This is a genomic window from Luteibacter mycovicinus (genome assembly GCF_000745235.1).
Lineage (GTDB): Bacteria > Pseudomonadota > Gammaproteobacteria > Xanthomonadales > Rhodanobacteraceae > Luteibacter > Luteibacter mycovicinus.
Genome location: NZ_JQNL01000001.1, coordinates 3,071,803 through 3,092,287 on the forward strand (window position 1 = coordinate 3,071,803; position 20,485 = coordinate 3,092,287).

A 20,485-nucleotide genomic window follows, 5' to 3' on the forward strand; every position below is an offset into this window, starting at 1 on the left:
ATGGACCGCATCCCTATCCTGCGCATGGGCGAGTTCCTGCTCGTCACCATCCAGGTCGACATGCATGACCAGCTGGCGCTGACGCTGCAGGACGATCTGTCCGAGCGGATCAGCCGCACGTCGGCGCGTGGCGTCCTGATCGACATCTCCGGACTGGATATCGTCGACTCCTTCATCGGCCGCATGATCGGGACGATCTCCGGCCTGTCCAGGATCATGGATGCCGAAACCGTGCTCGTCGGCATGCAGCCGGCGGTCGCCATCACCCTCGTCGAACTCGGCCTCACGCTTCCCGGGATCAGCACGGCGCTGGACGTCGAGCGCGGCATGAAGCTGCTACGCGAACGCGTGCACGACCAATGAGCGTACTCAAGAGCGGGTCGCAAGCCGTCCGCATCGAGCAGGACGTGGTTCTGGCGCGACAGACCGCCCGTAAGCTGGCGGTCGAGTGCGGCCTGCGTCTTGTCGACCAGACCAAGCTGATCACGGCGGCCAGCGAGCTCGCTCGCAATGCCGTGATCTACGGCGGTGGCGGCGACATGGACTGGGAGATCCTGGAGGAAGAACGTCGCAAGGGCCTGCGTCTGGTCTTTCGCGACGAAGGCCCCGGCATCCCCGATCTCAAACTGGCCATGACCGATGGGTGGACCTCCGGTGGTGGCCTGGGTCTCGGCCTCACGGGCGCGAAGCGTCTGGTCGACGACTTTTCGGTGGAGAGCACGCCGGGCGTTGGCACCCGGGTGATGATCTGCAAATGGACCTGACCTTCGATGGTGGCCTGACCGACGTCGTGCCGGTCGAAGAGACCAGCCAGATCGGCCAGGCGAGGCGTGTCGCACAACAGATCGCCACGCAGGCCGGTTTCGATGCCACTGACGCGGGACGTGTCGCCCTGATCGCCACGGAACTGGCCACCAACGTGCTTAAGCACGCCCGTGGTGGCGAGATTCACGTGGCCACCGTCCCCGGGATCGATACCCGGGGTGTCGAGATCATCGCGGTCGATCGCGGCCCCGGATTCAATCTGGCCGACTGCCTGCCCGACGGTTTTTCCACGGGGGGGACACGTGGTGAGGGCCTGGGCGCGGTGAAGCGTCAGGCCGATATCATGGACATGTACGCCGACGCGCGAGGGTCGGTCGTGCTGGCGCGCATGTATCCCAAGGGCTTCACACGCGCGGACATCCGCTTTGGTGCGAGTCACCATGCCCTGCACAGCGAGCCGGTCTCCGGCGATGGCTGGGGCATGGCACTCAACGCCGACGCCGCGGAGATCGTGATGGTCGATGGGCTCGGCCACGGCGTCGCGGCGCACGAGGCCGCGCGCGCGTGCATCGACGCCTGGCGAGCGACGCCGTTCGAGGAACCCGTGAGCCTGATGGTCTTGCTGGACACGGCGATGCACGGCGGCCGTGGCGGTGCGGTGGCGGTCGCGCGGTTCGACCGCAGGAGCGAAAGCCTTCGCTACACCGGTATCGGCAATATTTCCGCCGGGCTGCATACGCTGGACGGTTCGCGCGGGCTCGCCTCGCATCCGGGCATCGTGGGCGTGCAGGCGCGTCGGGCGCAGGCGTTCGATTTCCCCGACGTGGCCGGCCGCCTGTTGATCATGCACAGCGACGGTCTGCAGTCGCGCTGGTCCCTGAAGGATTATCCCGGCCTCGGCACTCGCCACCCGGCGGTGATCGCGGCGCTCCTTCACCGGGATTTCTGTCGTGGTCGCGATGATGCAACCGTCTTTGCGATACGACTGGAGGCCACGGCATGAGCGATCCCGAAGAGATCGAACGCCTGCGCGCCGAAAATGACGCGCTGCGGGCCGAGCTGGAAGAAACCAACCAGGGTGTGCTCGCGTTGTACGCGGAGCTCGACTCCCAGGCGGAGCAGTTGCGCCAGGCCTCGGAGCTGAAAAGCCGGTTCCTGTCGTACATGAGCCACGAGTTCCGTACACCGCTCGGTTCCATCCTGAGCATGACGCGTCTGCTGGACGACGAACTCGACGGCCCACTCACGGATGAACAGCATAAGCAGCTGGGCTTCGTCAGCGGTGCGGCGCGCGAGCTCAGCGATATGGTCGACGACCTGCTCGACCTCGCGAAGATCGAGGCTGGCCGGATCACCATCTCGCCGGCATGGTTCGAACTGATGGACCTGTTCACCGCGTTGCGTGGCATGTTCCGTCCTATCGTCGATGCGACGGATGCCGACCTCATCTTCGATGCGCCCGAGGGCATGCCGAAGCTCTACACCGACGACAAGAAGCTGGCTCAGATTCTGCGCAATTTCGTCTCCAACGCGCTCAAGTTCACGCCGCGCGGGGAAGTGCGCGTCACGGCGAAAATGGAACAGGGTAACTTCGTCCGCTTCGCCGTCAGCGACACCGGCATCGGTATCCCCGAAGACCTGCAAGGCATCCTGTTCGAGGACTTCACCCAGATCGACTCGCCGCTGCAGAAGCGCGTTCGCGGCTCCGGTCTCGGCCTGTCGCTGTGCCGTCAGTTCGCCCATCTGCTGGGCGGGGAAGTCGGCCTGGAGAGCACGCCCGGTGTCGGTTCCGTGTTCCACGTCGTGTTGCCCCTGAAGTTGCCGACGGAGGCGCTCGATGCCGCGCAATAACCGCATCCTGATCGTCGACGACAACGCCCCCACGCGCTACGCGATGCGGCGCACCGTCGAACGGCACGGCTACACCGTGCTCGAGGCAGGGACGGGGACCGAAGGTCTCGCGATGATCGCGGGCAACGACATCGCCTGCCTCGTGCTCGACGTGAACCTGCCCGACATGAGCGGTTTCGATATCGTGCGCAAGCTGCGCGATACACCCGAAACGCTGTTGCTTCCCGTCGTGCACGTGTCCGCGGCGTCGATCGAAACGGGCGACATGATCACCGGCCTGGAAAACGGCGCGGATGCGTATCTCGTGCATCCGGTCGACCCCGATGTCCTGCTGGCGACGATCCGCACGCTCGTACGCGTGCGCGACACCGAACTGGCGCTGCGCGAGTCCGAGGCCCGCTTCCGCGAGATATTCACCAGCATCGCCGCGCCCATCGCCGTCGTGGATGCAAGCCTGTCCGTCGTCGAGTCCAACGAGGCGTTCCGTCGCCTCGTCGGTGAGGCCGGCGGAACGGACCAGCTCGATGGCTGCTTCGACGTAGGCCAGGATGAGCTGCTGGCGCAGATGCGTCAGCATGTCGCCGACAAGCATCGCTGGCGCGGCGTGCTGTGCATGAAATCCCGCACGGGCATCCGCGAAACCGAGTGGCGGATGACCCCGCACCGCGACGACACCGGTCTGGTCTTCGTCGACGACGTCACCGAACAGCGCCGGCGCGAGCGCGAGCAGCTCGAACAGATCGACACCGCGACGATGCAGCTGGCGCTGGAGATCGCCGAGCGCGAACGTACCGAGTCACAGCTGGTGCAGGCGCAGAAAATGGACGCGCTGGGCAAGCTCACCGGCGGCATCGCGCATGACTTCAACAATCTGCTGACCAGCATCATCACGGGTATCGACCTGATCAACCGCCAGGTCGAATCCGGCAAGCCGGAAGGCGTGCAACGATTCGCCGACGCCGCACTGGGCTCCGCCCGTCGCGCGGCCGCACTGACGCATCGTCTGCTTGCCTTCGCGCGTCAGCAGCCGCTCAACACGCGCTCCACGGACGTCAACGAGCGCATCCTGTCGCTCGAAGACATGTTGCGCCGGACCATCGGTGAGCACGTGACGCTGGACCTGTTCCTCTCATCCACGCCGGTGATCGCCAGCGTGGATGCCAACCAGCTCGAGAACGCGGTGATCAATCTGGTGATCAACGCGCGCGATGCCATGCCCGGCGGAGGCACGGTCCGTGTGTCGACGCGACTCACTCATGTGAGCGGCGACGCCGAGCTGCCCAGCGGCGACTACGTGATGCTGACGGTCTCTGACAACGGGTCGGGTATCGAGCCGTCCATCCTGGATAAGGTCTTCGAACCGTTCTTCACCACCAAGCCGGTGGGGCAGGGTACGGGCCTGGGTCTGTCGATGATTTACGGCTTCGCGCGCCAGTCCGGCGGCCATGCGCGGATCAGCAGCGTCGTCGGGGAAGGCACGGACGTGTCCCTGCTCCTGCCGGTCGGCGAGGGCGAGGTCGTCACGCCGACGCCGCACCGCGGTCCCCTGGCGGGCGGCAACGGCGAGCGCGTCCTGATCGTCGAGGACACCGAGTCGGTGCGCATGATGGCCCTGGAGATCCTTAGCGAGGCCGGCTACGTCTGTGTCGCCACGGAAGATACGGGCGAGGCACTGCGCATCCTCCGCGGAGACGACGATATCGACCTTCTGCTGACCGACATCGGCATGCCCGGCATGGACGGGCGGGAGCTCGCCGAGGTCGGCCGGGCCTGGCGGCCGACGCTGCCGGTGCTGTTCATGACAGGCTATGCGGAAAGCGCCGCCGAGCGCACGGGTTTTCTCGGTCCCGGCATGGACATGATCACCAAGCCCTTCGAGATCGATGGCCTTCTGGAGCGTGTGCGAAACATGCTTGACTGAAGCGGGGTTCGTCGCCCCGCGTTCGCGCGACAACGACGGTTCGTCGACTGGAGATGCGGATGCTGAGGCGTTCAGCATCTTTTTATTCAGGAGACCTTCCATGACCGACGACTTTTCCGCGTCACGGCGTCGCATCGTCCAGACCGCGTCACTCGGTGCGGCCGCCGCCGCTTTTGCCGGCCCCACCTTTGCCGCCGTCGGTGCGACGGCTACAGGGGTGAGTGGCACACGCGGGCTGGTGGACCCCCGCGAGGGTTTTCCGAAACCACCCTTCGCGGCACAGAATCAACCGTGGCCCGGCCTTGCCGGCAAAATGAATCCCCGACCCGATCACGGCGAAACCAGCTACAAGGGCAGCGGTCGGCTTGCCGGCCGTAAGGCGCTGATCACAGGCGGCGATTCCGGCATCGGCCGTGCCGTCGCGATCGCGTATGCTCGTGAAGGCGCCGACGTCGCCATCAGCTACCTGCCGGATGAAGAGGCGGATGCGAAAGAAGTCATCGACCTGATCCGCAAGGCGGGACGCAAGGGCGTAGCCCTTCCCGGCGACATCCGCGATGAAGACTGGTGCAAGCAGCTCGTGCAGAAAGCCGTCGATGGCCTCGGCGGCCTGGATATCCTGGTGAATAACGCGGGACGCCAGCACAGCTTCGATTCCATTCTGGACATCTCCACCGAGTATTTCGACTGGACGATGAAGACCAATCTCTACGCGTTGTTCTGGATCACCAAGGCCGCCGTGCCGCATCTGCCGCCTGGTGCCGCCATCGTCAATACGACCTCGGTCAACGCGTACAGCCCCTCGGCCAACCTGCTCGATTACGCCACCACCAAGGGCGGAATCATGATTTTTACGAAGGCGCTGGCGAAGCAGCTGATCAAGAAGGGCATCCGTGTGAACGGCGTCGCGCCGGGCCCGTTCTGGACGCCGCTGCAGGTGTCGGGCGGCCAGACCGAAGAGAATCTGAAGAAATTCGGTGCGGATACGCCCATGGGTCGTCCCGGCCAGCCTGCCGAAATCGCGCCCATCTACGTCCAGCTCGCATCGTCCGAAGCGACCTACGAAACCGGACAGATCGTGGGTGCCTCCGGTGGCGCGGGCAACCCGTAAGCCGACTGCCAAAAACGCGGATACCCCCGGACCTCCCGTTCCCCTATCATGCGCCCACGATCGACAGGCGTTTGCAGGGGAAACGGGATGTCGGAAGCAAAAGGTGGCTCGCTGCTCGGCGACCGGCGTTATGCCGCCGAGATGGACGCGCTGCAGCGGTTCGGCCGGATGGAAAAAGACGCCCAGCTTGGCGATGCGCAGGCGCAATTTCGTGTGGCCAACGCTTACGTTGAGGGAACGGCGCATGTGACGCCGGACGCGAAGCGCGCGGCGCACTGGTTCCGGCGTGCCGCCGAGCAGGGGCACCAGGAGAGCCAGTGCCGGCTTGCCGCGCATTACGCCGACGGCCTGGGGGTATCGCGTGATCCGTTCGAGGCGGCCGGCTGGTACCGCCGCGCGGCCGAAGCCGGTTTCGCCGACGCCCAGTGCGCGCTGGGTTCCCTGTATGCGCGCGGGCAGGGTGTGAACGTCGACCGGGCGGAATCCCTCCGCTGGTGGGGGCTTGCCGCCGACCAGGGCCATGTCCAGGCCTGTGTGAATCTTGGCGTGTCCCATTACTTTGGCCGCGGCGTGCCGCGCGACGCCGAACTCGCCTTCACGTACTACAGCAAGGCGGTCGAACGCGGCCAGCCCGGCGCGGTCGGCTACGCGGATGCGCTGTGCAGCGTCGCCCACATGCTCCGCGACGGCATCGGCGTGGCGCGCGACCCGGTCATGGGCGCACGCCAGTACCGCCGTGCGGCTGAACTGGGCAGTGCCAATGCGCAGTTCGAGCTCGGCAAGATCTACCTCGAGACCAGCGATCTGGACAGCGATCGTGAACAGGCGCGTCTGTGGCTGGGTAAGGCGGCGGAGCAGGGCGATGGCGAAGCCAGGCGTCTGCTCGATGAGCTGATCGCCTCCGACGATCGCCGTGCGGTCGTGCAGGACGCGGGCGGCGCGCGGCCGGCATCGGCAGGTTCACACGATGCAGCGTCGCAGTTCCTGCTCGGCCAGCGACTGGCGGCGGGCGACGGTGTGGCACGCAACGATACCGAAGCCGTGCGCTGGCTGACGCTCGCGGCGGAGCGCGGTCACACGGGCGCGCAGTTCGCGTTGGCCCGCATGGTCGAGGGAGGGCGCGGCGTCGAGCGCAATCCGGACGAGATGGTACGGTTGTACCGGTCGGCGGCGAACGCGGGCCACGCGGATGCCCAGTTCGAGCTCGGGGTACTTCACGAGCACGGCGACGCCGTGCCCGCCAACCTGGCCATCGCCCGGGCGTGGTATCGCAAGGCGGCGGCCCGCGGTCACCTCAAGGCGCTGCGTAAACTGGAAAAACGGCAGTGGTGGCAGTTCTGGTGACCGGCGTCGGGTGAAAGGCCTGGGCGTCTATTTTCCGCGTCCATGACTTCCGGCGCTTCTCCCCGCACCGACACGCGCCCACCATCGGCGGACCGAATCCAGGGTCTCCCCCGCATGCGCACTCCCCTCGTCAGCGCGATCGCCTTCGCGCTCGCCGGTCTCTCCGCCGTCGTCGCGGCCGCCCCAGCCGCCGACAGCAGCCATCTCGCCACCACCCAGCTGCCCCGAAGCGTGCGCCCGTCGCACTACGACGTGGCTGTGGTGCCGCATGCCGACAAGCTCGCCTTCGACGGCAAGGTCGCCATCACGGTCGACGTGCTCGAGCCCACCACGTCGATCACGCTCAACGCGGTGGACATGGCGTTCGCCAACGTTACCCTGGCGCCGGTCAAGGGCAAGGTGACGTTCGCCGCGCCGAAGGTCGCCGTCAATGCCGATGCGCAGACCGCGACCTTCACCTTCGATCACGCCGTACCGGCCGGCAGCTATACGCTGTCGATGGATTACACGGGAAAGATCGGTACGCAGCCCAACGGTCTCTTCGCGATCGATTACGACACCCGGACGTCGGGCAAGAAGCGCGCGCTCTACACGCAGTTCGAAAACTCCGATGCCCGTCGCTTCATTCCTTCGTGGGATGAGCCGGCGTACAAGGCCACCTTCACGCTCACGGCCACGGTGCCGTCGGCCGACATGGCGGTCAACAACATGCCGGTCGCCACGAGCAAAGACGTCGGCAACGGCCTGAAGAAGGTGACCTTCGCGCAGACGCCGAAAATGTCGACGTACCTGCTGTTCTTCGGAGTGGGCGAGTTCGATCGCGCCACCACGATGAGCGACGGTGTCGAGATCGGTGTGATCACGCAGAAAGGCCTGACCTCGCAGGCGCAGTTCACGCTCGACTCGGCCAAGGCCGTTTTGCACGAATACAACGGGTATTTCGGCGTGCCGTATCCGCTGCCGAAGCTCGACAATATCGCGTCGCCGGGTCAGAGCCAGTTCTTCGGGGCGATGGAGAACTGGGGTGCGATCTACACGTTCGAGTATGCGCTGCTGCTCGACCCGTCGATCTCCACGCAGGCCGACAAGGAAGAAGTGTTCAACACGGCCGCTCACGAGATGGCTCACCAGTGGTTCGGCGATCTCGTCACGATGAACTGGTGGGACGACCTGTGGCTCAACGAAGGCTTCGCGTCGTGGATGGCGTCGCGTACCACGGAGCGTCTGCACCCGGAGTGGCACACGAACCTCGACGCCATTTCGATCCGCGAACAGGCGATGGGCCGCGATGCGATCGCCACCACGCATCCGGTCGTGCAGAAGATCGACACGGTCGAACAGGCCAGTCAGGCCTTCGATTCGATCACGTATTCCAAGGGCGAATCGGTGATTCGCATGCTCGAAGCCTACGTCGGTGCCGACACGTGGCAGAAGGGCGTGCAGTCCTATATCAAGGCACATGCGTACCAGAACACGGTGTCGGATGACCTCTGGAAAGAGATCGACGCCGCGGCCGGCAAGCCGGTCAGCACGATCGCGCATGACTTCACGCTGCAACCGGGTATTCCGCTCGTGCGTGTCGAGTCCGTATCGTGCGCCGCGGGTTCGACCACGCTCAAACTCTCGCAGGGCGAGTTCACCCGTGACCGGCCCGACAAGAAGCCGCTACTCTGGCATGTGCCGGTGATCGCGAAGACCGTCGGTGGCGCACCGTCCACGACCTTGCTCGAGAACGGCTCGGGCTCCGTCACGGTCGCCGGTTGCGGTCCGGTGCTGGTCAATGCGGGTCAGACCGCTTACTTCCGTACCTTGTATGCACCGGCGCAGTTCACGGCCCTGAAGAACGCGTTTACGAAGCTGGATCCCATCGACCAGCTGGGCATCACCTCCGATGTGTGGGCGCTCGGCATGGCTGGCCTCCAGCCGGCGTCCGACGTGCTCGACCTGATCAAGGCGACGCCGCTGGATGCCTCGCCCTTCCTCTGGGACGACATCGCCACCGACTTCACCTCGCTGGACAGCTACTTCAAGAACAATGCCAGGGGCCGTGCCGCCCTGCGCAGGTTCGCCAGCGCGCGGCTCTCGCCCAAGCTGGCTCAGGTCGGCTGGGAGGCGAAGGCGGGTGAAGAGGCGCCCGTCGCCAATCTCCGCGCTCACCTGATCGGCAGTCTGGGCAACCTGGGCGATGCGAAGGTGATCGCCGAGGCGCGCCGTCGCTACGAGACGAACGAGGTTCCGCCCGAGTTGCGCAAGACCATCCTTGCCGTGGTCGCGACCAACGCGGACGCCGCGACGTGGGACAAGCTGCACGAACAGGCGAAGGCGGAGAAATCCCCGCTGGTGAAAGATCGCCTGTATGGCCTGCTGGCCGACCCCGTCGACGACGCGCTGGCGCAGCGCGCGCTCGACCTCGCCCTCACCGGCGAAGCCGGTCAGACCAACAGCGCGGCACTCATCTCCGGCGTCTCGCGTCGGCATCCGGAACTCGCGTTCGACTTCGCCGTGGCGCACAAGGATGCCGTGGACAAGCTCGTCGATTCCACGTCGGCAACGCGTTTCTACCCGATGCTGACCGCTGGCTCGTCCGACCTCGCTCTGGCCGACAGGATCAAGGCGTTCGCGGACAAGAGCATCGCCGCCAGCTCGCGCCGCGACACCGACACGGCGATCGCCGGTGTCCGTTATCGCAATCAGGTATTGACGCAGCGCATCCCGGCCGTGGAAGCGTGGTTAAAGAAAAACGGTTGATCCTCAGCTGAGGGGCGGACCCGCCGGTCGCGAGACCGGCGGGTTTTTTTGTGTTCCGGATAGGAGCATTTTGGCCATCCGACAATGACCGTCGGTTGTATGACAAGCATATACGTGGATACCCACGCCTCAGCGCGACGTTGACGGCTGAGCAGCCACGAGCGAGGTCGTTAGGGTGGAGAAGCGTGCCCGTGATGGGTAAACTTCAGGAACTCTCTAAGGATGAATGTCCTCAAGCGAAGGGACTTCGCACGTTGGCAAAGGCGTCATCATCTCGACGACGCAGCTCTGTGTCAGGCCATCGGCGAAATGGAGCGCGGCTTGGTGGACGCCGATCTGGGCGGCGCGCTTTATAAAAAGCGTATCGCTCGCGAAGGTGGTGGAAAGCGTGGTGGTTACCGCACGCTGTTGGCAGCACAGATGGGTTCGCGATACGTTTTCCTGCATGGCTTCCTGAAGAGCGATGTGCCGAACGTCACGTCTTCGGAGAAGAGAGCGCTTCAGTGTCTCGGTTACACCGTTTTATCCATGTCGACGAAAGCGGTCGCGCAGGCTCTTAAGGAAGGTTCACTACTGGAGGTTGGCTGTGACAAGCAAGATCATCGAATCCGCACGTAAAGACATGCTGGCCTTCCATAAGGCTCGTCTTATTGACGATGTAAGGATGCGAGAGTTCGAGGCGATTTGCGCGGCATCCGCACGCGAGGTTCCTTCGGACGACAACATCCTTTCGGATGAGTACCTAGGGGCTTCTCTGCAGCAAGCCTAAGCCGCGCAGGCGGCCATCAACGCATCCCGAAAACACGGCGCATCCACCAGCCGTGCCGCCAGCGTTCCCTTGAACGCATCCCCGGTGCCACAGGTCGGCACGCGGTAAAGATCCGCCTGATCGCCATAACGATCGCTGCCGTGCGACACCAGGCAGCTCTTGTCCAGCGACACCACCACGGTGCCCGCGCAAAGGCGTCGGGCGAGGGCGTTGATCGTCGTGTCGTCCATGCCGGTCACCGCACTCGCGGTGATGTCGATCGACAGAAACCGTCCGCAGCACCGCGCGAATTCATGCAGGCTCAGCAGAAGGATATCGGTGCTGGCGAACTCGCGTACCGACAGACCCGGCGGCAGCGGGCCCGGATCGAGAATACGGATGAGCCGGTGCGCGCCCGCGAGGTCCAGCGTCGCGGCAATGGTGTCGATATTGGCTTCGGTCGAAGCCAGGAGGATCTTCGCGCCTTCGAACAGATCCTTCTGCGCCGCGACGAACGCCATCGACAGATGGTCATTGGCGCCCGACGACAGCGCGGACAAGGTCTGGCCTTTCGCATCGACAATGAGGGCCGTACGCCCGGTGCGCACACCGGTCGTCGACTGCCAGCGCGCATCGACCAGCGGCGGAAGCCCCGAGGGATCGATGACGTCGTCACCAATGGCGGCGATCAGTCCCGTCGACACACCGGCCTGCGACGCGGCGACCGCCTGGTGAAAGGCCTTGCCGCCCGGACGACGCTCGAAGCTGTCGGCATAGGCAGGCTCGCCAGAGCGGGGAAGGGCTGGCGTCTGCCAGCGCTCTTCCTCGCTGTAACCGCCGACAACGAGCAAGCGTACCGACGACACGCCTCAGAATCGCTCGAGCACGCCGGCGATGGTCGCCGTCATGAACGTGGCGATGGAACCACCCAGCACGGCGCGCAGGCCGAGGCGGGCAAGGTCGCCGCGACGGTTCGGGGCGAGGCCACCGATGCCGCCGATCTGAATGGCGATGGACGAGAAGTTGGCGAAACCGCAGAGCGCGTACGTCGCGATGAGGCGGCTCTCCGGCAGCAGGTCCGGCAGATGCTTCGCCAGATCCGCATAGGCCACGAATTCGTTGATGACCACCTTCTGGCCGATGAAGCTGCCGACCAGGGTCGCGTCCTGCCAAGGCACGCCGATCAGCCAGGCGACCGGGGAGAGCACCCAGCCGAAGATGGTCTCGAGGCTGAGCTTGATCTCGTGGCCGCTGTGAACGGTCAGCCAGGTGTTGAGGCTGTGGTCGCCGCCGACCGTGCCGAGCCACTGCACCGGGCCGTTGACCAGGGCGATCAGGGCGATGAAGGCGAGCAGCATGGCGCCGACGTTCATGGCCAGCTTGAGGCCGTCGCCCGCGCCGGTGGCCGCCGCGTCGATGACGTTCGCGGTGGTTTTCTCGACGTCGATCTTGACCGTGCCGCGGGTGAGCGGCTCCTGGGTCTCGGGGACCAGGATCTTGGCCAGCACCATGGTGGCCGGGGCGGCCATCACGCTGGCGGTCAGCAGATGCTTCGCATAGAACATGCGCTGCGCCGGATCGTCGCCGCCGAGCATCGCCACGTAGGCGGCCATGACGGAGCCGGCGATGTGCGCCATGCCGCCGATCATGACGGTCATCAGCTCCGCCTGGGTCATCCGCTCGATGTACGGCTTGATGGTCAGCGGGGCTTCGGTCTGGCCGATGAACACGCTGGCGCAGACGCTGGTGGTCTCGGCGCCGGACACGCGCATCACCTTGGTGATCACCCAGGCCATGCCCTTGACGATCTGCTGCATCACGCCGATGTGGTACAGGATGCCGGTGAGGGCGGCGAAGAAGACGATGGTGGGCAGCACCTTGACGGCGAAGATCACGCCGAACTTTGAGCTGTCCAGCAGGCTGCCGAAGATGAAGCGCGAGCCGACGTCGACGTAATCCAGCAGATGCACGAAGCCCGTGGCGATCGCGTCGAACACGTCGCGACCCAGCGGCACCTTGAGCACGATGGCGGCGAAGGCGATCTGCAGGGCGACGCCGGTGGCGACCAGCTTCCAGTCGACCACACGCTTGTTATTCGAAAAGCAGAAAGCGATGCCGATGAGCACCGCCAACCCGAACAGGCCAAACAAAACGTGGCCGAACAGACCCAGCATCGCGACTTACCCCTATGAAGGCCGGGGGTAGCCCCGTGACCGCTTGTAAAAACGCGAGGTTACGGGAGGTGGTCTCGTGGAGCAAGGTACAGTGCGAAATTGGGGTGAAGACGGGTAATCTCGGAGGCATGAATCTGTTTCTCACCATCGCGATCGTGCAGATCGTCGCCCTGATCACGCCGGGGCCCGATTTTTTCTTCGTCTCCCAGCTCGCCGCCAGTCGTTCGCGGCGTGAGGCCTTTGCCGGTGTGATCGGCATTGCCCTCGGGGTGGCGGTATGGGCCGCTCTGGCCTTGCTCGGCCTGCAGCTGCTCCTGCACCGGCTGGCGTGGCTGGAACGGGGAATCGCCATTCTCGGCGGCGCTTATCTGTGCTGGATGGGTCTGCAGATGCTGCGCGCGTCGTGGAAGACGGCCCCCGACGCCGCCGTGCCCGTGGTCGATGTCCGTGGTTCCAGCCCCGGGCGGGCCCTGATGCGCGGCCTGGCGACCAATCTGGCCAACCCCAAGGCGGCCGTGTACTTCGCGTCGATCTTCTCCGCGTTTGTAGGCGACGGCATGAGTGGCGCGGCGCGGTGGGGCCTCTGGGCGATGGTGACGGCCGAGACCGTGCTGTGGTTCGGGCTGGTGGCGGCGATCTTCGCGATGCCAGCCATGCGCCGGGCCTACGTGCGGGCCGGCCGCTGGATCGACGGCGGTGCGGGCGCGATCTTCACCGCCTTCGGCCTGCACCTGGTCTGGGCGGGCGTCAGGCGCTGACGACTCAGGACGGACGTTCCAGGTTTTTGGTCACCTGAGCCAGGCTTTCGGCCAGGACAGCCAGATCCGGATGACCGACGCCCTCCAGCGCCGTGCGGGCGAGGTCGGCGATCAGGGCACGAACCCGCTCCGCCATGCGCTTGCCCGCCACGGTCAGCACGATGTTGACCAGCCGACGGTCGGCCTCGTTGCGGTCGCGCCGCAGCAGGCCGCGCTCGATGCAGGCGTCCACGGCATGGGTGACGGTACTGGCGTTGACCCCGCAGGCGCCCGCCAGTTCGGTGGAGATCATGCTGCCGCGCGTGGCCATCAACAGCAGCATGTCGCTCTGCAATGCCGTGATGCCGAACTCGCGCTGGGCGCGCCGGCCCACGGCGTCGCGAAGCCGGGAGCCGGCCAGCATCAGGCGCCGCCCCAGATCCACGGCGGTGGGCGTGTCGTTGCGGCCGCTCATGGGCGGATGGATCGCACGGTCATGATGAAGTGTCCTGCCTTCTGCCCGGCGCAAGGATACTCATGGAATGACGCCATGGATTGACTGAAACCGCATGTGTTTGTCGATTCCGTCCGGCGGCGGCGCGGACTCAGTCGACGTTCCGGCGCCACGCGCCCGGTGGCATGCCTACCGTCCTGGTAAACACCCGGGTGAAGTGGCTCTGCTCCGCGAAGCCACAGGCCAGGGCGATGTCGGCCAGCGACATGGCGGTCGCCCGGAGCAACTCCCGCGCGCGGTCGATCCGGCGGTCCAGCAGCCAGCGATGCGGCGGCTTGCCCAGGCTCCGGCGGAAGGCGCGCGAAAAATGATTGACCGAAAGCCCGCAGGCGTCGGCGACGGCGGACACCGGGAACGACTGGTCGAGGCGCTCTTCCATGAAGGCGGTGGCGCGTCGTTCCTGCCAGCCGGCCAGGCCGCCGCGCGCGGCGCCCGCTTCGGCTCGCGGGCCGGCGCAGGGCAGAATGGCGCGCAACGCCAGGGCGACATGCGCCAGCAGAGGAGCGTTCGGCGCCTCGGCACGGAGCCCGTCGAACAGCACCTGCGCGAGCGTGCGCACCGCGGGCGGGTGACCGTGGGGGATCACTCCATCGGTCTGGCAGCGGAACAGGATCGCTCCCCCGTTTTCGGTATCGGCCGGGCGGGTGGGGCGGTAGATGAGCAGCAGATCGTCATCCTGCCCGTCGACGGCGTCGATATGGATCTCGGTCAGCTGGTCGCGGTTGCGAAGATCGTCGACGCGTCCGTGTGCCGCCGACGCGCCACGATGTTCGAGGGCAGCCGAACGGCGCACCGGATCCACGATGATCGTGGCGGTACGTGGACGACAGCTGGCGGTGACAGATTCGGCGCGGTACATGGCCGATCCCCTTCGATATCGGATGGCCACCCAAGGATTGCGCACGCAAGGACCGCCTCCCTACCCCCATTAGAGGTAGCCCTTCATTTTTCATAAGCGCGCCGGTGATTTTCAGACGCCGTCGACTTCCTTGCGCTTGAGGATGTAGCCCAGTCCGCCCTCGCGGAACCACCGGTAACCGTATGGCTCGAGCAGGATCCGATGGCGGCCGTTCGGGTCCTGCTCGCTGTGATCGTCCGACAGCAGGTTGGTCAGGCGATCGTCCAGCGGGAACACCGCCTCGCACGGCGCGTCCGACATGTTGTGCAGGAACATCACGCTGTTGCCCCGCCATGTGTAACGGATCATCAGGATCGCGTCGTCATCCAGCGGCATGACCTCGAAGTCACCCCACGACACCTCCAGCACCTCCTTGCGCATGCGGATGACGCGTTCCATCCAGTTGAGCAGGGAGCCGGGGTCACGGCGCTGCTCGGCGACATTGACGTGCGGGTAGCCGAAGGGCCCGTCGCTGATGACCTTGCCGACGGCACGCTTCGCGTCGGTGAACCCGGCAAGCCGTTCCGTCGACCATTGCATCGGCGTGCGCGCGCACTCGCGCTCGGGCAACGAAAGATCGTCGCCCATGCCGATCTCGTCGCCATAGCGGATGACCGGCGTGCCGGGGAGCGTGAGCATCAGCGAGTAAGCGAGCTCGAGCCGGCGACGGTCGTTGCGCAGCATCGGCGCCAGGCGTCGGCGGATGCCGCGGTCATAAAGCTGCATGTCCTTGTCGGGACCGAACTCGGCGAAGACCCGCGCCTGCTGCGCCTTCGTCAACCGGCCCAGATCGAGCTCGTCGTGATTGCGCAGGAACAGCGCCCATTGACCGGTCGACGGTCGTGGTTTGGTTTTTTCCAGCGCCTTGACCAGGGGGCGCACATCCGCCGCCGCCAGCGCATAAAACAGATTCTGGTTGACCTGGAAGTTGAACATCATCTGCAGACGGTCGCCGTCGTCGCCGAAATACTCCAGGTCGTCCTTGGGCAGCACGTTGGCTTCGGCAAGGATGATGGCGTCGCCCTGCCGCCACTGCAGCAGTTCGCGGAAGGAACGCAGCATGTCGAACTGCTCCTTCGGCTTCTTGACGTCGGCGCCTTTGGTGGCGATGACGAAGGGCACTGCGTCCATCCGGAAGCCCGACACACCCAGCTGCGTCCAGAAGCCCATGATCTTGAGGATCTCGGCCTGCACATACGGGTTGGCGGTGTTGAGGTCGGGCTGGAAATCGTAGAAGCGGTGGAAGTACCAGGCCTTCGCGCGCTTGTCATAGGTCCAGGTGCTCTTCTGCACTCCCGGGAAGACCATGCCCTCATCCGCGGTGGCCGGCTTCGTCTTCGACCAGACATACCAGTCGCGGTACTTCGACGAGGGGTCGCGGCAGGCCTCGCGAAACCACGGGTGTTTGTCCGAGGTGTGGTTCACCACGAGATCGATCAGCACGCGCATGCCGCGTTGCCGCGCCGCATGGGTGAACTCGACGAAGTCACCCAGCGTGCCGTAGCGCGGATCCACGTTGTAATAGTCGGCGATGTCGTAACCGCCGTCGCGCAACGGCGAGGTCTGGAAGGGCATCAGCCAGACGGCGGTGACGCCCAGCCCCTGCAGGTAATCCAGTCGCCGGCTCAGACCCTGAAAGTCGCCGATGCCGTCGCCGTTGGAGTCCTGGAAACTGCCCACGGACAGGCAGTAGATCACGGCGTTTTTGTACCAGAGGTCGTTGATCATGACGGCACTCGCGGCTTCGGGTTCGCGAGAGCGTACGGGGGGACGTGTGAAGGCGTTTCCTACACAACGGATTGGCGAGGCTCAGCCATCGCCGACAGCCAGCCTGCTGGCGGCGCTCCCGCCCCGCTGGGAGGCAACCCTGTTGGCGATGCTCAGAGGAAACCGCATGCCCGATCGTTCATGGTGGCGCAACGGCGTCATCTACCAGGTCTACCCCCGCTCGTTCGCCGATGCCAACGGCGACGGCATCGGCGATCTCGACGGCCTGCGCGGCAAACTCCCTTATCTTGCCGACCTCGGTATCGATGCCATCTGGATCTCGCCGATGTATCCCTCGCCCATGGCCGATTTCGGCTACGACGTGAGTGATTACCGCGGCGTGGACCCGCTGTTCGGCGACATCGAACGGATGGATGCGGTCATCGCCGACGCCCATGCGCTGGGCCTGAAGATCATCCTCGATTTCGTACCCAATCACAGCTCGGATGAGCATCCCTGGTTTCGTGAAAGCCGGCGTTCGCGCGACAGCGCGTTCCGTGACTGGTATCTCTGGCGCGACCCCGCGCCCGACGGCGGTCCACCGAACAACTGGCTGTCGAACTTCGGCGGCAGTGCGTGGACCTTCGATGAAGGCACGGGCCAGTACTACCTGCATCTCTTCCTCGACAAGCAGCCCGATCTCAACTGGCGACACCCCGCGCTGCGCGAGGCCATGTTCGAGTCGATGCGGTTCTGGCTGCGGCGTGGTGTGGACGGCTTCCGCGTCGACGTGCTTTACCACGTGATGAAGGACGCCGAATTCCGTGACAATCCGCTCAATCCGGCCTACCGCGACGGTATCGATTCCGAGGCCAACCGTTTTCTGCCGACCCATATCGCGGACCTGCCCGAAACGATGGACGTGGTCGCGGCGATGCGCGCCGTCGTCGATGAGTTTCCCGACCGCGTACTGATCGGCGAGTTGTACCTTCCGCTGGAACGCATCGTCGCCTACTACGGCGACCGGTTGCAGGGCGCGAATCTGCCCTTCAATTTTCTGCTGATCGGCGCCGCGTGGGACGCGCGCACCATCGGGTCGCTGGTGGAGCGTTACGAAGCGGCCTTGCCTCCCGGTGGCTGGCCGAACTGGGTGCTCGGCAATCACGATAAGCCGCGTATCGCTTCGCGCGTCGGCGACGCGCAGGCGCGTGTCGCGGCGATGCTCCTTCTGACGCTGCGCGGTACCCCGACGCTCTATTACGGCGACGAGATCGGTATGCGTGACGTAGCCATTCCGCGCGCCGAGGTCCGTGATCCGTTCGAGATCAACGAGCCGGACAAGGGGCTTGGCCGGGACCCGCAGCGGACCCCGATGCGCTGGACGCCGGCACCCGGGGCGGGTTTTACCGACGGCACACCATGGCTTCGGCTCGGCGACGGCGTCGCAAGCCGCAATGTGGAAACCGAGGCTGCCGATCCCTCGTCGATCTGGTCGTTGTATCGATCGCTGCTGTGGATGCGACGCGCCTCACGCGCATTGAGCATCGGCAGTGTCCGCATTCTCGGTGTCAGCGATCAGGCGCTGGCGTATGAGCGAGTCGATGGCGACGAGCGCATCGTGGTGTGCCTGAACTTCACGGAGGTTCCAGCCGTTCTTCCGATCGACGAGCCCGCCGGCCGCGCCGTGCTGTCGACCTATGGCGATATCCGGCAAGGTCCGTTGCGTCCCTCGGAGGGGCGTATCTACCTCTCGTGACCGAAGGGTGTCCCGCCGTCCATACGGGCAGTGCGCGTCACATCACCCAGCGCAGGATCGCCGCGACGATGGCTATCAGAGCGGCGACCACGACCACATGTCGCAGGTACGCGCCGCCCGACACGCCACCGTCGTAACTGGCGTCGTCGAATTCATGCGATGCGTCGTGCGGGTGTCGCACGAAGGGGAGGCGGAAGCGTCGTTTTCGGGCCATGCGGCATCTTAGCCGTTACCGACCCGGGAGGTGTTCTTCAGTTCTTCGAGAATCTCGGGCCCTCGCACGTCGATATGGTCGAGATTGTTGACGTAGAAGCGGACGAACGGTTTTTCGGCATCCTTCGGCATCCAGGGCTTCGCCCAGACGAAGACCACGCAATAGCCATCGGCCTCGGCGATGAGCTTGTCGAGGCGCGCCCGAAGCAGCTTGCGCACGGGATAGGCGTCGATGTCCTTCGCGGTGAGCGTGATGGTCGGGCGCAGTTCCTGGTCGTCGTGCCGGAACGGGCGCGAGAAGCGGAGGTAATACCCGCCTTCCCGGGTGGCCCGCAGCGATGCCGTGCCCCACCAGACCGCACGGGTTCCGGTCAGCTCGGCGGCTTTCTGGCGAAAGACGTTGCGGAACAGCGCCTCGTAGGTGGTGGTCTCTCCACCGATCTCCACTTCGGCCTCGGCGAGGTCTTTGTCGCGACGGTGCTCGAGGAATTTCTGGACGAGCGAGGAGAGGCGATAGTAGTGGCTGGGGCGGGGGGTGACGCCGGGGCGTGGGCCACGGGGCGTCGCGCCCGCTGCCGCGGTATCGCCGGCGGGGCTGGCTCCTGCACGGGTCGCGGCGCTTTCCGCGGATGGGGCGGTAACGGCGGGGAGGCGGCGGAAATGATCGGCGGGGCGTTCGGCCTCGAAGATGTCGGGGCGTTTTTCTTTTTTCGTCTCGTTCGCCGGGTGGGCGACTTCGCAGCTCGCCGCGTGATCTTCGATGCGCCGCGAGCGGAAATAAGGGCGAATGCGCAGGTTCTGCTCGGCTTTGTCGAGGCAGGCGCAGATCAGCTGGGCCGTGCAGGCGTGGCCCACGCAGAAAAAGGTGGGCGCGTCGCCGAGCAGGTCGGCCCAGTAAAGCTCGTAGGCGCGCTCGGCGGTCAGTGGCTCGTTGCGGCTGGGGGTAGTCGCTTCTTCGATCGACACGGTGGTGGTCCGGCGTCCCTGGTTGGCCCACTTTAGCGCGAGGTGGTTCCGCCAGCCTCCTAAAACGCCCCGAACCCGTGCGGTACTCCAAGGCCAAGATCCCGCCGCACACCCCGCAGAAACGCGAGCACCTCCTCATACCTTCCGGAAGCGACCAGCGCTTCGGCGGTCTCACGACCCAGCACACCGATCGGGTCCTCGCGATACCACGCGATCCGGGCATCTTCGTCGGGCTCGAGCCGGGCCGCTTCACGCAGCACCTGCCAGGCGTGGGATTTGCGCGCGGGGCCCGGCGCGGAGCGGATATCGACAATGCGTGCGTACGACATGCGACTAACCTCGATGCGTTGGCGGGACGTCGCCGATACGCGGCGTAAACGCCAGCGTGCCTACCTTGTCATTCCCGATGCTTTCAAAAGAGGAGATCCACCGTGGCGAAGGTCCTCGTTCTTTATTACTCCACGTACGGTCATATCGAAAAAATGGCCAACGCGGTGGCCGAAGGCGCCCGTGAAGCCGGTGCCCATGTCGACATCAAGCGCGTGCCGGAAACCGTGCCCGAAGACGTGGCCCGCAACGCCCATTTCAAGCTCGACCAGCCCGCGCCCATCGCCCGCGTGGATGAGCTGGAGTCGTACGACGCCATCATCGTCGGCACGGGTACCCGGTACGGCCGGATCACCTCGCAGATGGCCGCGTTCCTCGATCAGACCGGCCCGCTCTGGGCACGTGGCGCGCTCAACGGCAAAGTCGGCGGCGCGTTCGCGTCCACGGCGTCCCAGCATGGCGGTCAGGAAACGACCTTGTTCTCGATCATCACCAATCTGTTGCACCTGGGCATGATTCCCGTGGGCCTTCCCTACAGTTTCCAGGGCCAGCTGAAGCTGGACGAGGTGACCGGCGGCAGTCCCTACGGCGCTACGACCCTCGCCGCGAGCGACGGTTCCCGTCAGCCGAGCGAAAACGAACTGGCCGGCGCACGTTTCCAGGGCAAGCACATCGCCGAAGTGGCCGCAAAACTTTTCGGCTGAG

20 protein-coding genes are annotated in these 20,485 nt (G+C 65.4%); 12 read left to right on the forward strand and 8 right to left on the reverse strand.

Annotated features, from left to right (window positions below; translation table 11 throughout):
- The 9 genes from FA85_RS13420 to FA85_RS13460 all read left to right on the forward strand — a co-directional run bounded on the left by FA85_RS13420 (position 1) and on the right by FA85_RS13460 (position 10,358).
- The gene (locus FA85_RS13420) at positions 1-363 is read left to right on the forward strand and encodes an STAS domain-containing protein (protein ID WP_036116042.1); all 363 of its coding nucleotides are present in this window, start codon (positions 1-3) and stop codon (positions 361-363) included.
- Positions 360-764, forward strand: a complete 405-nt coding sequence (locus FA85_RS13425) for an anti-sigma regulatory factor (RefSeq protein ID WP_036116037.1) — start codon at positions 360-362, stop codon at positions 762-764. Before FA85_RS13420 ends, FA85_RS13425 begins: the two co-directional genes overlap by 4 nt.
- Positions 755-1,768, forward strand: coding sequence for an ATP-binding protein (locus FA85_RS13430; RefSeq protein ID WP_036116035.1), 1,014 nt, complete (start codon positions 755-757; stop codon positions 1,766-1,768). The genes FA85_RS13425 and FA85_RS13430 overlap by 10 nt, the downstream gene beginning before the upstream one ends.
- Positions 1,765-2,616 (forward strand): sensor histidine kinase, encoded by an 852-nt coding sequence (locus FA85_RS13435; RefSeq protein WP_036116032.1) that lies wholly within the window; start codon positions 1,765-1,767, stop codon positions 2,614-2,616. Before FA85_RS13430 ends, FA85_RS13435 begins: the two co-directional genes overlap by 4 nt.
- Positions 2,603-4,537, forward strand: coding sequence for a response regulator (locus tag FA85_RS13440; RefSeq protein WP_036116030.1), 1,935 nt, complete (start codon positions 2,603-2,605; stop codon positions 4,535-4,537). The genes FA85_RS13435 and FA85_RS13440 overlap by 14 nt, the downstream gene beginning before the upstream one ends.
- Positions 4,538-4,754: 217 nt before the next feature.
- A complete protein-coding gene (locus tag FA85_RS13445; protein WP_239740010.1) occupies positions 4,755-5,648 on the forward strand; it encodes an SDR family oxidoreductase in 894 nt (297 codons plus the stop codon).
- An 87-nt stretch (positions 5,649-5,735) separates the two neighbouring features.
- On the forward strand, positions 5,736-6,992 hold the full coding sequence (locus FA85_RS13450; RefSeq protein WP_051943989.1) for a tetratricopeptide repeat protein: 1,257 nt from the start codon (positions 5,736-5,738) through the stop codon (positions 6,990-6,992).
- A 114-nt stretch (positions 6,993-7,106) separates the two neighbouring features.
- On the forward strand, positions 7,107-9,740 hold the full coding sequence (locus FA85_RS13455; RefSeq protein WP_036116025.1) for a M1 family metallopeptidase: 2,634 nt from the start codon (positions 7,107-7,109) through the stop codon (positions 9,738-9,740).
- Positions 9,741-9,962: 222 nt separating this feature from the next.
- Complete coding sequence (locus FA85_RS13460) at positions 9,963-10,358, forward strand: type II toxin-antitoxin system RelE/ParE family toxin (protein WP_036116022.1); 396 nt, start codon at positions 9,963-9,965, stop codon at positions 10,356-10,358.
- Between the two features lie 147 nt (positions 10,359-10,505).
- Here FA85_RS13460 and FA85_RS13465 read toward each other — a convergent pair whose 3' ends face one another.
- Both FA85_RS13465 and FA85_RS13470 read right to left on the reverse strand, forming a co-directional pair.
- On the reverse strand, positions 10,506-11,354 hold the full coding sequence (locus tag FA85_RS13465; protein WP_036116020.1) for a PfkB family carbohydrate kinase: 849 nt from the start codon (positions 11,352-11,354) through the stop codon (positions 10,506-10,508).
- A 3-nt stretch (positions 11,355-11,357) separates the two neighbouring features.
- Positions 11,358-12,662, reverse strand: a complete 1,305-nt coding sequence (locus tag FA85_RS13470) for a NupC/NupG family nucleoside CNT transporter (protein ID WP_036116018.1) — start codon at positions 12,660-12,662, stop codon at positions 11,358-11,360.
- Positions 12,663-12,790: 128 nt separating this feature from the next.
- On the opposite strand from FA85_RS13470, the gene FA85_RS13475 reads away from it, so the two are divergent.
- Entirely contained in the window at positions 12,791-13,420 is a 630-nt protein-coding gene (locus tag FA85_RS13475) for a LysE family transporter (RefSeq protein WP_036118416.1), read from the forward strand.
- Positions 13,421-13,424: 4 nt separating this feature from the next.
- On the opposite strand, the gene FA85_RS21000 is transcribed toward FA85_RS13475, so the two are convergent.
- The 3 genes from FA85_RS21000 to FA85_RS13490 all read right to left on the reverse strand — a co-directional run bounded on the left by FA85_RS21000 (position 13,425) and on the right by FA85_RS13490 (position 16,539).
- Positions 13,425-13,874 carry a MarR family winged helix-turn-helix transcriptional regulator gene (locus FA85_RS21000; protein WP_051943988.1) on the reverse strand — a complete coding sequence of 150 codons (450 nt, stop codon included), beginning with the start codon at positions 13,872-13,874 and terminating at the stop codon, positions 13,425-13,427.
- 130 nt (positions 13,875-14,004) lie between these two features.
- Positions 14,005-14,772 carry a helix-turn-helix domain-containing protein gene (locus tag FA85_RS21005; RefSeq protein ID WP_051943987.1) on the reverse strand — a complete coding sequence of 256 codons (768 nt, stop codon included), beginning with the start codon at positions 14,770-14,772 and terminating at the stop codon, positions 14,005-14,007.
- 111 nt (positions 14,773-14,883) lie between these two features.
- Positions 14,884-16,539, reverse strand: coding sequence for an alpha-amylase family protein (locus FA85_RS13490; protein ID WP_036116016.1), 1,656 nt, complete (start codon positions 16,537-16,539; stop codon positions 14,884-14,886).
- A 166-nt stretch (positions 16,540-16,705) separates the two neighbouring features.
- On the opposite strand from FA85_RS13490, the gene FA85_RS13495 reads away from it, so the two are divergent.
- Positions 16,706-18,274, forward strand: coding sequence for an alpha-amylase family glycosyl hydrolase (locus FA85_RS13495; RefSeq protein ID WP_036116014.1), 1,569 nt, complete (start codon positions 16,706-16,708; stop codon positions 18,272-18,274).
- 37 nt (positions 18,275-18,311) lie between these two features.
- On the opposite strand, the gene FA85_RS21940 is transcribed toward FA85_RS13495, so the two are convergent.
- The 3 genes from FA85_RS21940 to FA85_RS13505 are packed head-to-tail and all read right to left on the reverse strand — an operon-like array spanning position 18,312 to position 19,782.
- On the reverse strand, positions 18,312-18,488 hold the full coding sequence (locus tag FA85_RS21940) for a hypothetical protein (protein WP_156108800.1): 177 nt from the start codon (positions 18,486-18,488) through the stop codon (positions 18,312-18,314).
- Between the two features lie 8 nt (positions 18,489-18,496).
- Positions 18,497-19,453 (reverse strand): hypothetical protein, encoded by a 957-nt coding sequence (locus FA85_RS13500; RefSeq protein WP_036116011.1) that lies wholly within the window; start codon positions 19,451-19,453, stop codon positions 18,497-18,499.
- Between the two features lie 59 nt (positions 19,454-19,512).
- Positions 19,513-19,782 carry a hypothetical protein gene (locus FA85_RS13505; protein WP_036116009.1) on the reverse strand — a complete coding sequence of 90 codons (270 nt, stop codon included), beginning with the start codon at positions 19,780-19,782 and terminating at the stop codon, positions 19,513-19,515.
- A 102-nt stretch (positions 19,783-19,884) separates the two neighbouring features.
- Between FA85_RS13505 and wrbA the strand changes: the two genes are divergently transcribed.
- The gene (wrbA, locus tag FA85_RS13510) at positions 19,885-20,484 is read left to right on the forward strand and encodes an NAD(P)H:quinone oxidoreductase (RefSeq protein WP_036116006.1); all 600 of its coding nucleotides are present in this window, start codon (positions 19,885-19,887) and stop codon (positions 20,482-20,484) included.
- The last annotated feature ends 1 nt before the right edge of the window (position 20,485 follow it).

Bases quoted from the DNA above. Each gene is read 5' to 3' on its own strand.
- FA85_RS13420 (WP_036116042.1), top strand. From the start codon at position 1: ATGGACCGCATCCCTATCCTGCGCATGGGCGAGTTCCTGCTCGTCACC.
- FA85_RS13425 (WP_036116037.1), top strand. From the start codon at position 360: ATGAGCGTACTCAAGAGCGGGTCGCAAGCCGTCCGCATCGAGCAGGAC.
- FA85_RS13430 (WP_036116035.1), top strand. From the start codon at position 755: ATGGACCTGACCTTCGATGGTGGCCTGACCGACGTCGTGCCGGTCGAA.
- FA85_RS13435 (WP_036116032.1), top strand. From the start codon at position 1,765: ATGAGCGATCCCGAAGAGATCGAACGCCTGCGCGCCGAAAATGACGCG.
- FA85_RS13440 (WP_036116030.1), top strand. From the start codon at position 2,603: ATGCCGCGCAATAACCGCATCCTGATCGTCGACGACAACGCCCCCACG.
- FA85_RS13450 (WP_051943989.1), top strand. From the start codon at position 5,736: ATGTCGGAAGCAAAAGGTGGCTCGCTGCTCGGCGACCGGCGTTATGCC.
- FA85_RS13455 (WP_036116025.1), top strand. From the start codon at position 7,107: ATGCGCACTCCCCTCGTCAGCGCGATCGCCTTCGCGCTCGCCGGTCTC.
- FA85_RS13460 (WP_036116022.1), top strand. From the start codon at position 9,963: ATGAATGTCCTCAAGCGAAGGGACTTCGCACGTTGGCAAAGGCGTCAT.
- FA85_RS13470 (WP_036116018.1), bottom strand. From the start codon at position 12,662: ATGCTGGGTCTGTTCGGCCACGTTTTGTTTGGCCTGTTCGGGTTGGCG.
- FA85_RS13475 (WP_036118416.1), top strand. From the start codon at position 12,791: ATGAATCTGTTTCTCACCATCGCGATCGTGCAGATCGTCGCCCTGATC.
- FA85_RS21000 (WP_051943988.1), bottom strand. From the start codon at position 13,874: ATGAGCGGCCGCAACGACACGCCCACCGCCGTGGATCTGGGGCGGCGC.
- FA85_RS21005 (WP_051943987.1), bottom strand. From the start codon at position 14,772: ATGTACCGCGCCGAATCTGTCACCGCCAGCTGTCGTCCACGTACCGCC.
- FA85_RS13490 (WP_036116016.1), bottom strand. From the start codon at position 16,539: ATGATCAACGACCTCTGGTACAAAAACGCCGTGATCTACTGCCTGTCC.
- FA85_RS13495 (WP_036116014.1), top strand. From the start codon at position 16,706: ATGCCCGATCGTTCATGGTGGCGCAACGGCGTCATCTACCAGGTCTAC.
- FA85_RS21940 (WP_156108800.1), bottom strand. From the start codon at position 18,488: ATGGCCCGAAAACGACGCTTCCGCCTCCCCTTCGTGCGACACCCGCAC.
- FA85_RS13505 (WP_036116009.1), bottom strand. From the start codon at position 19,782: ATGTCGTACGCACGCATTGTCGATATCCGCTCCGCGCCGGGCCCCGCG.